At 45.8% G+C, this 11,965-nt stretch carries 12 protein-coding genes; 5 read left to right on the top strand and 7 right to left on the bottom strand.

From position 1 onward, the window contains the following. Positions 1 to 31 precede the first annotated feature (31 nt). The 7 genes from nuoF to ACQY73_RS08575 form a co-directional block, all read right to left on the bottom strand. Positions 32 to 1,372 (bottom strand): NADH-quinone oxidoreductase subunit NuoF, encoded by a 1,341-nt coding sequence (gene nuoF, locus ACQY73_RS08605; RefSeq protein ID WP_428664219.1) that lies wholly within the window; start codon positions 1,370 to 1,372, stop codon positions 32 to 34. 246 nt (positions 1,373 to 1,618) lie between these two features. Then, positions 1,619 to 2,116 (bottom strand): NADH-quinone oxidoreductase subunit NuoE, encoded by a 498-nt coding sequence (gene nuoE, locus ACQY73_RS08600; protein ID WP_428664216.1) that lies wholly within the window; start codon positions 2,114 to 2,116, stop codon positions 1,619 to 1,621. 12 nt (positions 2,117 to 2,128) lie between these two features. Next, positions 2,129 to 3,361: an NADH dehydrogenase (quinone) subunit D gene (nuoD, locus tag ACQY73_RS08595; protein WP_428664214.1), complete on the bottom strand. Its 1,233-nt coding sequence runs from the start codon at positions 3,359 to 3,361 to the stop codon at positions 2,129 to 2,131. A gap of 72 nt (positions 3,362 to 3,433) precedes the next feature. Next, positions 3,434 to 3,934: an NADH-quinone oxidoreductase subunit C gene (locus ACQY73_RS08590; RefSeq protein WP_428664211.1), complete on the bottom strand. Its 501-nt coding sequence runs from the start codon at positions 3,932 to 3,934 to the stop codon at positions 3,434 to 3,436. Between the two features lie 47 nt (positions 3,935 to 3,981). Further along, entirely contained in the window at positions 3,982 to 4,527 is a 546-nt protein-coding gene (locus ACQY73_RS08585) for an NADH-quinone oxidoreductase subunit B (protein ID WP_428664209.1), read from the bottom strand. A gap of 84 nt (positions 4,528 to 4,611) precedes the next feature. Beyond that, positions 4,612 to 4,980, bottom strand: a complete 369-nt coding sequence (locus tag ACQY73_RS08580; RefSeq protein WP_428664206.1) for an NADH-quinone oxidoreductase subunit A — start codon at positions 4,978 to 4,980, stop codon at positions 4,612 to 4,614. Positions 4,981 to 5,126: 146 nt separating this feature from the next. Further along, a complete protein-coding gene (locus tag ACQY73_RS08575; RefSeq protein ID WP_428664204.1) occupies positions 5,127 to 7,292 on the bottom strand; it encodes a T9SS type A sorting domain-containing protein in 2,166 nt (721 codons plus the stop codon). Between the two features lie 149 nt (positions 7,293 to 7,441). Here ACQY73_RS08575 and ffh point away from each other — a divergent pair, with 149 nt between their 5' ends. From ffh to ACQY73_RS08550, 5 genes are all read left to right on the top strand, one after another. Beyond that, positions 7,442 to 8,755 carry a signal recognition particle protein gene (ffh, locus tag ACQY73_RS08570; protein WP_428664201.1) on the top strand — a complete coding sequence of 438 codons (1,314 nt, stop codon included), beginning with the start codon at positions 7,442 to 7,444 and terminating at the stop codon, positions 8,753 to 8,755. A 157-nt stretch (positions 8,756 to 8,912) separates the two neighbouring features. Then, a complete protein-coding gene (locus ACQY73_RS08565) occupies positions 8,913 to 9,404 on the top strand; it encodes a hypothetical protein (RefSeq protein ID WP_428664198.1) in 492 nt (163 codons plus the stop codon). A 12-nt stretch (positions 9,405 to 9,416) separates the two neighbouring features. After that, complete coding sequence (locus tag ACQY73_RS08560; RefSeq protein ID WP_428664196.1) at positions 9,417 to 9,944, top strand: NADH-quinone oxidoreductase subunit J family protein; 528 nt, start codon at positions 9,417 to 9,419, stop codon at positions 9,942 to 9,944. A gap of 63 nt (positions 9,945 to 10,007) precedes the next feature. Beyond that, positions 10,008 to 10,916 carry a S66 peptidase family protein gene (locus ACQY73_RS08555; protein WP_428664193.1) on the top strand — a complete coding sequence of 303 codons (909 nt, stop codon included), beginning with the start codon at positions 10,008 to 10,010 and terminating at the stop codon, positions 10,914 to 10,916. Positions 10,917 to 10,971: 55 nt separating this feature from the next. Beyond that, on the top strand, positions 10,972 to 11,940 hold the full coding sequence (locus ACQY73_RS08550) for a glycoside hydrolase family 43 protein (RefSeq protein ID WP_428664191.1): 969 nt from the start codon (positions 10,972 to 10,974) through the stop codon (positions 11,938 to 11,940). Positions 11,941 to 11,965: the final 25 nt, after the last annotated feature.

Here is an 11,965-nt window from a genome sequence, read left to right as displayed (position 1 = left end):
AGTTTTGGTCAAATTCCTTTTTAAATCAATACTACACTAATTCCATGGCTCCGCGGTATACGGCTCCCGGTTGCGTTGCCTCGACAGGGTGTGTTACGTGCCACTCAAATTCATCACGGAAATGACGAATTGCCGAAGCAATTGGCCAAGCGGCAGCATCTCCCAACGGACAGATAGTGTTTCCTTCAATCTTTTTCGCAACATCCACCAACAGGTCAATGTCACGCATATTTCCTTTTCCGGTCTCAATACGTTCCAATACTTTGTCCATCCAACCCGTTCCTTCGCGACAAGGCGAGCATTGTCCGCAGGACTCATGGTGGTAAAAACGCGCAAAGGTCCATGTATTCCGCACCACACAGGCGGTTTCGTCCATGGCAATAAATCCACCTGAACCAAGCATGGTACCGGTGGCAAAACCACCATCGGAAAGCGACTCATACGTCATGAGACGTTTGTCGCCGTTGGCCAAATTCAGGATCAGTTTAGCGGGTAAAATAGGGACAGACGAACCGCCCGCAATTACTGCTTTTAAGTGATGGCCGGGACGAATTCCGCCGCACCATTCATCAGCATAAATAAAATCTTCGACCGTGATTCCGAGCGGAATTTCGTATACGCCGGGCTTATTGATATGTCCGGAAGCTGAGATCAACTTTGTACCTGTACTGCGACCTATTCCCAAACCGGCATAGGCATCGCCGCCATTGTTGATGATCCAAGGCGTGTTAGCAATGGATTCTACGTTATTAACTACCGTTGGCGATTGATAAAGACCCTTAACGGCGGGGAATGGGGGTTTATTACGGGGGTTCCCGCGTTTGCCTTCCAGTGATTCCAACAGCGCGGTTTCTTCACCACAAATGTAAGCACCGCCGCCCGGTTGAACAACCAACTCAAGGTCATAGCCCGAACCCAGAATGTTTTTTCCTAAAAAACCCGCTGCTTTTGCTTCGGCAATGGCTTTTTCGAGGATATTAATGACGTACATCAATTCACCGCGTACGTAAATAAATGACTTCTTGGCACCGAGCGCAAAACTTGATACGATCATTCCTTCGATCAAGAGGTGAGGAATTTCCCGCATCAAATAATGGTCTTTGAACGTTCCCGGCTCTGATTCGTCGGCGTTACAGACAAGGTAACGGGGAACGCCTTCCGGTTTTGCCAAAAAACTCCATTTCATTCCCATCGGGAACCCTGCGCCACCGCGACCACGTACGCCCGATTTTTTGACTTCCTCCACAATTTCTTCGGGAGTCATTGTTTTCAATGCCTTTTCAACGGCGGTATAGCCGCCCATTTTGCGATAGACATCGAAAGTATTAATGCCCGGGACGTTGATGTGTTCGGTGAGAATTTTAACTGCCATATTTCAAGTGGCAAGCCACAGTTAATTGTTATGCAATAATTAATTATCCCTTAGCGGCTCTGCTTTTGTTTTTAAAAGCTACCTGTTTTGGGCAAAATTTGGTTTTATTTTCATCCCATGTTTCTCCCATTTTCCAGTACATTTTTTCCTGTGTGCACATGGGGTTCTGTAGAGATGTAAAATGTATATGAATTGTTTGTCAGCAATTCAATCATTAGACTCGGAAAGCAAAACAGATTGGTTTGTCTATTTTGACAATTCCTCAATGATCTCATCCACTTTACTGTTTGTCAAATTCATGTAGTATTTCTCACGAATCTGAAAAACCGGTCCCCAACCGCAAGCAGCCAGGCACTCAACTTCTTTAAGGGTGAATTTCCCGTCAGAGGTAGTTTCGCCGGTATTAATTCCAAGCTTTTGTTTTAAATGGCCATACACGTCTTCACCGCCCATCAGGCAGCAAGGGCCGGTACGACAATATTCAATCACGTGTTTTCCAACGGGGTCAAGGTGAAACATCGTATAAAACGACGCCACTTCGTATACTTCAATCGGTAGAATATTGAGTAACCCTGCTACGTAATCCATGACCTCTTCGCTTACCCAACCATATTGCTCCTGTGCAAGGTGCAACAAGGGTAAAAGGGCGGATTTTTGTTTTCCTTCGGGATAACGAGCGATGATTTCCTGCGCTTTGATAAGGCGCTCAGGGGTAAAAGTGATGGGGTTGGTGGTATCGGTCATTTTCTAAGTCAATTAAGCATCCAGTTCTCCTGCGATCACATTTAAACTACTCATGGTGACAATGGCGTCTGAGATGGTACTTCCAACGCACATTTCAGGATAGGCTTGATAATAAATAAAGCACGGACGGCGGAAGTGCAAACGGTAAGGTGTACGGCCGCCATCGCTGATAAGGTAAAAGCCCAGTTCGCCGTTGCCGCCTTCTACCGCGTGGTATACTTCGCCAACCGGAGCCTCGATCTCGCCCATTACGATCTTAAAATGATAGATCAGGGCTTCCATGTTACGATACACTTCCTTTTTGGGAGGCAGGTAATATTCAGGCGCATCGGCGTAATAGGGTCCTTCGGGAAGATTTTTCATGGCTTGCTCGATGATGCGCAAACTTTGCCGCATTTCTTCGTTACGAACCATGAAACGGTCGTATGTATCGCCGTGCTGTCCTATCGGAATATCAAATTCAAAATCTTCGTATGAAGAATAAGGACTCATGACACGCACGTCATAATCCACACCCGCAGCCCGTAAATTCGGGCCGGTAAAACCGTAACTTAAGGCACGCTCGGCTGAAATACCGCCGACGCCGATGGTACGGTCCATGAAAATCCGGTTACGGTTAAATAACTGTTCGAATTCCTTCATTACGGGTGGAAATGTTTTAAGGAATTCGTTGATTTTACGAATGGCAGTAGTGGTCAAATCACGCTCCATTCCTCCCACACGTCCCATGTTGGTGGTAAGGCGCGCGCCGCATATTTCTTCGTATATCTCGTAGATCTGTTCGCGTTTTTCGTATAAATACAGAAAGCCGGTAAAGGCACCTGTATCAACCCCCAAGATGCCGTTACAAACGATGTGATCGGCAATACGCGCCAATTCCATCATGATAACCCGAATGTATTGCGCTCTTTTGGGAACTTCAATGCTCAGGAGTTTCTCAACCGTCATGTGCCACCCAAAATTATTGATAGGGGAGGAGCAATAATTCATGCGGTCGGTCAGGGTAGTGATCTGGTAGAAGGGTCGGCGTTCGGCAATTTTCTCAAACGCGCGGTGGATATATCCGACGGTCTGTTCGCCTGCCACGATCTTTTCCCCGTCCATGGTCAGCACGTTCTGGAAAATTCCGTGCGTGGCCGGGTGTGTTGGGCCGAGGTTGAGGGTGGTTAGTTCGTTGACGTATTGTACCTGTTCGCCTTGGGCGAGGTCGGTCGTATTTTTGGGTGCTACTGCAGTTTCTGCCATTTTCCTGAACTTAGTTTTTGGACAATAACGTTACTTTCGTCGTCGGATGTCCAATGTCAAGCGTCTTAAAAGTTATCTTCCAAACAAAGCATCAATTTTATCCTCACGCGTTTGGTCTTCGAGCGGATATTCTTTGCGCATGGGGAAATAATCCATCTCGTCCATGTTGAGAATACGCTTTAGATTCGGGTGCCCGTCAAACAAAATTCCGAACAGGTCATACGTTTCGCGCTCCATCCAGTTGGCGGAAGCAAACAAACCGGTAGCGGTTGGAATATGAACATCGCCATCGGCCAAAAAAACCTTGATGCGCGTGCGGAAATTATGGATAAAACTATGCGTATGATATACTACACAAAATTCCTGACCTGTCGCGTCAGGATAATGAATAGCCGTTATATCCGTCAGAAAATTTACCTGAAATTGGGAATGCGCCTTCAGATACTCCAGCATCGGGATAATTTGGTCACGGGTTGTGCTAAAGGTAAGCATGCCAAACGGCTCTTCGAAATCGAACACGTCGTCTCCAAATTTCTTGATGATCTCTTCGGCTACAGATTGGTTTGTAAGCATAGTTACATGAGATGTTACTTCTTGATCGTGAAATAACGGTTAACTTTTTACTGAATATTATAAGACGCCAATAATGCCTGATACTCCGGTGCATTCCGACGGCGAAGCGACTCGTTATGCGTTAATTCGCGTACCTGCATGATTCCTTCCAAAATTTGCTCGGGGCGCGGCGGACAGCCCGGCACATATACATCGACGGGAATAACCCGGTCAATTCCCTGCAATACACTGTACGTATCAAAGATCCCACCGCTGGAGGCGCATGCCCCAATGGCAACCACCCAACGGGGTTCGGCCATTTGTAAGTACACTTGTTTCAGAATGGGAGCCATCTTTTTGGCAATCGTTCCGGCAACCAAAAGCATATCTGCCTGACGCGGCGAGAAGCTTGGACGCTCAGAACCAAAACGTGCCAGATCGTAACGTGAAGCCATGGTAGACATAAACTCGATCCCACAGCAGGAAGTAGCGAAAGGCAAAGGCCACAATGAGTGGCTGCGTGCCAATCCTACGACTTTATCAAATGATGTGGCGAAGAAACCCGAACCTTCATAGCCTTCGGGAGCTTCTACTATTTTAATATCTTTTGTCATGATTTATTCTTTCGTTATTTCACGGATTAACTGCCTGAAGGTAATAGGCATATAATCTATTAACACATACCGACTGTTGATAGTTTACTTTTCCCATTCCAGTACCCCTTTACGGATAATGTAGAAAAAGCCTGCCAGCAACAGTCCCATAAATAAGATCATTTCAATAAAACCATTGGCCCCCAATTTAATAAAATTGACAGCCCAAGGATACATAAAGATGACCTCTACATCAAATAATACAAACAAAATGGCAACCAGAAAGTACTTAATGGAAATAGGAGTACGGGCATCTCCCTTGGCCTCAATACCACACTCAAAAGGCTCGTCTTTCAGTTTGCTGTTTCGCTTAGGGCCAATGGCGTGAGTGACGAGCATCGTTCCCACTATAAAAGCGATGGCCAACCCAAGTTGAATCAAAATGGGTAGATAATCGGAGGGTAAATAGTTCATTACTGTTGGAGGTTGGTTGATGCAGGTTAGATAACCCAAAGTTACAACTGTCGCTTAATCAAACCAAATGTTTATACATAGGTTTTGAGATGACGACGTAAAATTAATAAGAAAGGCTTCTGCATAACGCAGAAGCCCAAAAAATATCAATTATCTATAATAATTCTTTTGGATTGCTTAAGTGTTTTCGAGTTTACCTTAAGAATATAAGCCCCGTCATTAAGATAACTAAGATCAATTTCTTTGCGAATGGTCAGCGATGGAAATGTCTTTGAATAAACGACTTGTCCGCTTAATGCGGTCACGGTTATTTCAACATCTGTCAGATCTTCGAGCGTTTCGATGGCTACTTTCCCTAAACGACTCGGATTGGGATATACTACTAAGCCGTCTGACGTTTCCCCGGTAGGACGATACAATACCGCCGCTGAGTAAGGAGAAACGCAGGTACGCGCACTTCCGCCCGAATTGGCAACAAACGTAACCCGTGAACGGGCGGTAAACTCGCCGATCTGTGTTACTTTGATGGCCGACTCAGTGGCGAGTAGGTCTCGGCCTCCCTGACGCCAATCCCACGTGATCGTTGATACTTTTGTATCGGCAAACGAAAAGATCGTAGTATCGGGCGTGGCCTGAACACTGTACGGTCCCGACTGGATCAACGTTGGAGGTTTAATGCTGATGGTTTTGATAGTGACAGGAGCTGATGGCGCAGAACTGCACCCAAATATACTGCTGATACTTGCCGTATAGGTACCCGGGGTTTTTACATTAATGGTTCTGCCAAAAATTCCATTGCTCCAAAGGACGGTATTTACCGAAGAAACATTCACGGTCAATGCAATCGAAGAATCGGCACAAATGATCTGTTCTCCACTCGGGGTAATGACCGGATTGGGTAGTGATACGGAAGACTCTGCAACCACCAATGATGGAGTAAAATAGGTATTACCCACGTTGTCTTTCATCGTGGCCTGATAGGTCCCTGCCCGTTGAACCGTGATCGTTTGGGAAGTTTCACCGTTAGACCATCTGTAAGACGTAAATCCATCGGGAGCTTTTACGTTAAAACTTACATTGCCGGCATTACAGGTAACCGCAAGAGGGCGAACCGGGCGGGCCATGACAGGAACAACAGTGGCAAAAAAACTGGGTTGCAGTGAATTGTCCCAAGCCTGTGCCAGATCAGCCAGTCCCTGCGCTTGAAAGTGTACGCGGTCTTCTTCACCATTGATCGGGTTAGTGGCAGGTCTTGGAACCTGAATATTGTCCGTAAAAGGTCCCGGATAGCATTTATTAAATGGAATATTAATGACTGCTGTTTGGGCGTCTATAACGGATTGAGAAGTAAGAGAAACCGAATTAAAAGCATAACGCGACGTGCGCGACAATACCCAAGGCAAAGAAGATAACACTTCGCCCTGCTCAATACGGGCTACATTGACCAACCCTTGCAGAGAATTTTGGTAGGCGTCTTTGGTCACATTGGCCGCCGCATCGTTTTCTCCCTGTAGCCACAATACCGAACGCAAACCCAAAAGCGAGCCATAGTATTGAAGCGCATTTTTAAAGTTCAGGTAAGGCATTCCTGCCGGAAGATCCTGATTCAGACGGTTTTTGACCGTTTTGCCGTTGGCCGAATCCAACCAGTTTTGGGTTGACGTATCAATCCAACCGGTATTCATAAACAGAATGGGTACATTAAGCTTTCGAGCCAATAGATCACCTAACGCCCCCCAACACCATGCACTGCGACCACGCGGACCGATGAGCCCTTCGGCGGTCAACTTCGCAAATGTAAAGGTAAGATTGTTGGTGTTGTCGGAATTTTGATTGTCCCAAGTGACAGTATTTACGCGGTCGTCGTTGACGGCAGGCGCGCTAAATCCAAAAAATCCCTGCGCATTTGATTGACCCGCAATTAAGAATACTTCACCGACGCCCATTTTAGCAATGGCATCGCGACCCACTTCCGCTCCTCCAAAAAATGCCCTGATTTCCAGCGTGTACCAGCCGCCACGTCCTGTTAATGAGCCTAAAAATACACCTCCTTTGGGAGCATTTGCAATGACTGTCCAATCGGTAGCCTGGCCTTGGCCTACCACCACCGGTACGAGACGGGCTTCGATGCGGTCAACTGCCTGAGTATAATAGCCGCCAATGGAAATGAGGGCTTGGTTAGCATTATTACGTTGAAAAACGGCACGCTCCACCGGGAACGTAATCTTGATTTGAGCTGTCAACGTACCTACTGTTAAAAAAGTGATCAATAACACATTCAAGCAGCGCCAATAGGTAGGGGTTTTTTGCATAATAAAGAATGAATAACTTTAGTAGTTTTGGTGTTTTTGCCGCGCAAATTTAAGATTATAACAATACTTTTCACACACGGGATTAAAGTTATTATGGTTTGAACGCATGATTCACTAAATTTGTCCCCTCATTTTACTTATCGGTTATTATGTTTGAAAGCTTACAGGATAAATTAAACAAAGCCATTCGGACCCTTAAAGGGAAAGATAGAATATCGGATATAAACGTAGCGGCAACGACCAAGGAAGTGCGCAGAGCATTGGTAGATGCCGACGTTAACTTCAAAGTTGCCAAAGAGATTACGGATAAAATAAGAGACAAAGCCCTCGACCAGAAAATCCTGATCGCCGTTGAGCCGGGGCAGATGTTCGTAAAGATCGTCCATGAAGAACTTACGGCACTCATGGGCGGGCAGGCCGAAGCGATCAATATCAAAGGAGATCCTGCGGTTATTTTGATTGCGGGTTTGCAGGGTTCGGGTAAGACAACTTTTTCCGGAAAATTGGCGCATATGCTTAAGCGTCAGGGGCGTCAGGTGTTATTGGCGGCCTGCGATATTTACCGTCCTGCGGCGATTGACCAATTAAAAGTACTGGGAGAGCAGATCGGCGTAGAGGTCTATTCGGAACCCGACAGTAAAGATGCCGTGTCTATTGCACAAAACGCGGTGGCACACGCCAAAAAATCGGGCAAGAAGATCGTCATTGTCGATACGGCCGGTCGTTTGGCGGTGGATGAGGTGATGATGAAAGAGGTCGAAAACATTAAATCTTCCATCAAGCCGAGTGAAATCCTGTTTGTTGTGGATTCCATGACGGGACAAGATGCTGTAAATACGGCAAAAACCTTCAACGAACGCCTGAATTTTGACGGTGTTGTTCTGACCAAATTGGACGGTGATGCTCGCGGTGGAGCCGCCCTTTCGATTCGGCAGATCGTTGACAAACCGATCAAGTATATTTCGACGGGAGAAAAAATGGAAGCTTTAGACAGCTTCTATCCCGATCGTATGGCGAGTCGGATCTTGGGTATGGGCGACGTGCTTTCATTGGTTGAACGTGCGCAACAGGCCTTTGACGAAGACGAAGCCAAGCGCATCAATGCCAAGATGCGGGCCAATAAGTTTGATTTCAACGACTTTTTGGGTCAGCTTCAGCAGATCAAAAAGATGGGGAATGTCAAAGACCTTTTGGGAATGATTCCGGGTATGGGGTCGGCCATGAAAGACATGGAAATTGACAACGATTCTTTCAAGCCCATCGAAGCCATCATTCATTCCATGACGCCTAAAGAGCGTGAAAATCCTGATGTGATCGACGGAAGTCGCAAAAAACGCATCGCGGGCGGGAGTGGAACATCGCTTCAGCAAGTCAACAATCTGCTCAAGCAGTTTGATGAAATGCGGAAGATGATGAAGAAGATGAACACTATGGAAAAAATGGGAAAACTCAAAGTGAAGTAAAATAAAGGAGTCAGGAATGACTTCCACTCCTTTATGCTTTACATGAATAAGTTCATTAAGTTGTGAGTAGGGCGGGTCTGACGCAGTCTGACTTGCACTTACAGTAGTATAAATCGGTACTTTACACGTTAAAAAAGGGATTGTAGCCGTTGCTCTTATGATAAAGATGTATTTCCAATCTTCTCTCCCCGACCAAAAAAGATGCTGGCCGGGGATTTTTTTGATATTGTTCGGGCTAAGCTCCACCGCAAGTGCTCAATCCATCGGATATTATCCCTGGAATGGATTGTTGTCGGTCAGTACCAATCCCAATAAACCGGTTTGGCTTGATGTTCGGCTTCAAACCAATACGCTGTTCGGCAGTTTAAGTACGGAGATTTTGCCCATCGTAAACCTGACCCGAAAAGAGAATTATCAGTTGTATTTAGGCGGAGGAATTCGCTTTAATTTCATTGGCGTTTTGGCTAATCAAACCAATAATATCGTAGAAGGTTACTCTCTTAACTTCGGTACACGCGTGGCTCCGTTCAAATCGGTCCCCAACGTTCGGGTGGCGTTTGAATTGGCACCGTATGTGGTGCGAAAATTTGATTCGGGGGTGTTAAAGAGCAATCTTGGCATCATCTATACCTTTGGAAAAAAGAACTAAGATTTAATCTACATGGCTGAAGTTGCATTTTATGGGTTTTCGACGCTGGCCATCGGTGCGGCTTTAACGATATTGTTTACCCGAAATGTCATGTACGCGGCACTTTGTCTTTTTCTGGCGTTGCTGGGAGTCGCGGCGCTTTATGTGCTGGCAGGGGCTGATTTTCTGGCCATTACCCAACTCCTGATCTATGTGGGAGGGGTGTTAGTGTTGCTTATTTTTGGTATTATGCTTACCTATCGCCCCGACCGTGAGGGAAATCAAAAGAAAAACTACGTGATTACCACGCACGTAAATCAATTTTGGGGTGGATTGGTGGCCTTAGGAATTTTCGGTGTATTGTTTTGGATCATTGTCAACGCTAATTTTATGATCCTCCATTCACCACAGTTGGCCGAGTTTACTTCGCAGCGTTCGACCTTACGAACGATCGGTGTCAGTCTGATGACAACGCACGTTTGGGCGTTTGAAGTAGCCGGAATTTTGTTGTTGGTGGCTTTGGTAGGTGCTGCTTATGTAGCAACACAACGTGAGAAATAGCGGTAAATTAGGGTGATGCTGTAAAAATTCTTTTTTGATCGAATCAATAATAAATCCTGAAAAGTGATAAGACCTCCCTATTTACGAGCAGGTGACCGTGTGGGTGTAGTGGCTTTGGCCAGCCAAGTATCGTACGATGCGCTGTACGAAGGTTTGCGTATTTTGAGGGAAGACTGGCAACTTGAAGTGGTGGAGGGAGAAACATTGCGCACAAGCTATCACCAATTTGCCGGCACTGACGATCAACGGCGAACCGACTTTCAGCGTATGTTGGATGATCCAAGCATCAAAGCTGTTTTTTCGGCGAGAGGCGGTTACGGCAGTTCTAAAATCATTGACAAACTGAATTTTCGAAAATTTCGAAAGCACCCAAAATGGGTCATTGGATTCAGCGATATTACAGCCCTGCATTGCCATCTTTGCCGTTTGGGGTTTGAAAGTCTGCACGCGACCATGCCTAAATTATTCGGGCAGGAAGGTGCTTTTAATGCTTTGGATACCCTTCGAAAAGCACTTTGGGGAGAATCGTTGCAGTACGAAATAAAAACACATTCCTTCAATCGACTTGGGACTGTCACGGGGCGGGTCGTTGGAGGGAATTTATGTCTTTTGGCGCATTTGTCAGGCTCTCGTTCTGAATTGGATACGCGAGGCAAGTTGCTTTTTATTGAGGATGTAGAAGAAACATACTACAACCTCGACCGAATGATGGTTCAACTCAAACGGGCACGAAAATTAGATAAGTTGGCCGGACTTATTGTCGGGCAATTTACGGATATGAAAGACAATGACACCATTAACTTTGGCAAGAATGCCAATGAGATCATTGCCGAATACGCCGCCGAATACGATTATCCCGTTTGCTTTGATTTCCCGGTCGGGCATGTTGCCGACAATCGCGCCATGATCGTAGGGCAGGAAGCTCAATTGACAATTACGCCCGAAAGTACCCGATTAACCTTTGGTTATTGAGTTTCGTTAATTACATTACTACTGAACTAAAATCGGTTGAAACCCAACTTCTTATATGAAAAAAATACTGTTTCTAAGCCTTTTACTGACTGGTGGTCAGCTTTATGCACAAAAGACCACCTCCGGCAATCCCCTTTTTCCGGGTTGGTATGCTGATCCGGAAGGAATCATTTTTGGGAATAAATACTGGATATACCCTACGTTTTCAGCGCCTTACAATAAGCAGGTATTCTTTGATGCATTCTCTTCACCTGACCTGATCCATTGGACCAAACATGAAAATATTCTTGATACGGCTCGGGTAAAGTGGGCAAAGCGCGCGATGTGGGCACCTTCTATTATCGAAAAAGACAAAAAGTACTACCTCTTTTTTGGGGCTAACGATATTCAAAACGATATAGAAAAAGGCGGAATCGGCGTTGCGGTAGCGGATCGGCCTGAAGGGCCGTTTAAGGATTATCTTCAAAAACCGTTGGTCGATAAATTTCAGAACGGCGCGCAGCCGATTGACCAATTTGTGTTTAAAGACGGCAACGATTATTACCTGATATACGGCGGATGGAAGCATTGTAATATTGCCAAATTGAAAAATGATTTTACCGGTTTCATTCCTTTTGAAAGGGGAGGGACGTTTAAGGAGATCACGCCTGAGAGCTATGTTGAAGGGCCGTTCATGTTTAAAAAGGACGGAAAATATTATTTTATGTGGTCGGAAGGTGGTTGGACGGGGCCTAATTACAGCGTGGCGTATGCTATTGCCGATTCTCCTTTCGGACCCTTCAAACGTGTTGGTAAAATATTGCAGCAAGACCCGAAAGTAGCCACAGGTGCCGGCCATCATTCGGTAATTCATCATGCGGCGGACGATGCGTGGTACATCGTTTATCATCGCCGGCCTTTGGGAGAAACCGACGGTAATGCCCGCGTTACGTGCATCGATAAGATGATTTTTGATGAAAACGGCTTCATTAAACCCGTGATTATTACCAATGAAGGAGTCGAGAAACGCATTCTCGGCAAATAGTATTTTTTTTGTATCTTGCCCGTCC

It is taken from the genome of Runella sp. (assembly GCF_965279615.1).
In the GTDB taxonomy this organism is placed as follows: domain Bacteria; phylum Bacteroidota; class Bacteroidia; order Cytophagales; family Spirosomataceae; genus Runella.
The sequence above is the reverse complement of the archived record's forward strand: the minus strand, read 5'-3'. Positions and strand labels throughout refer to the sequence as shown.

Bases quoted from the DNA above. Each gene is read 5' to 3' on its own strand.
- ACQY73_RS08575 (WP_428664204.1), bottom strand. From the start codon at position 7,292: ATGCAAAAAACCCCTACCTATTGGCGCTGCTTGAATGTGTTATTGATC.
- ACQY73_RS08565 (WP_428664198.1), top strand. From the start codon at position 8,913: ATGATAAAGATGTATTTCCAATCTTCTCTCCCCGACCAAAAAAGATGC.
- nuoF (WP_428664219.1), bottom strand. From the start codon at position 1,372: ATGGCAGTTAAAATTCTCACCGAACACATCAACGTCCCGGGCATTAAT.
- nuoE (WP_428664216.1), bottom strand. From the start codon at position 2,116: ATGACCGATACCACCAACCCCATCACTTTTACCCCTGAGCGCCTTATC.
- ffh (WP_428664201.1), top strand. From the start codon at position 7,442: ATGTTTGAAAGCTTACAGGATAAATTAAACAAAGCCATTCGGACCCTT.
- ACQY73_RS08585 (WP_428664209.1), bottom strand. From the start codon at position 4,527: ATGACAAAAGATATTAAAATAGTAGAAGCTCCCGAAGGCTATGAAGGT.
- ACQY73_RS08590 (WP_428664211.1), bottom strand. From the start codon at position 3,934: ATGCTTACAAACCAATCTGTAGCCGAAGAGATCATCAAGAAATTTGGA.
- ACQY73_RS08580 (WP_428664206.1), bottom strand. From the start codon at position 4,980: ATGAACTATTTACCCTCCGATTATCTACCCATTTTGATTCAACTTGGG.
- ACQY73_RS08560 (WP_428664196.1), top strand. From the start codon at position 9,417: ATGGCTGAAGTTGCATTTTATGGGTTTTCGACGCTGGCCATCGGTGCG.
- ACQY73_RS08550 (WP_428664191.1), top strand. From the start codon at position 10,972: ATGAAAAAAATACTGTTTCTAAGCCTTTTACTGACTGGTGGTCAGCTT.
- nuoD (WP_428664214.1), bottom strand. From the start codon at position 3,361: ATGGCAGAAACTGCAGTAGCACCCAAAAATACGACCGACCTCGCCCAA.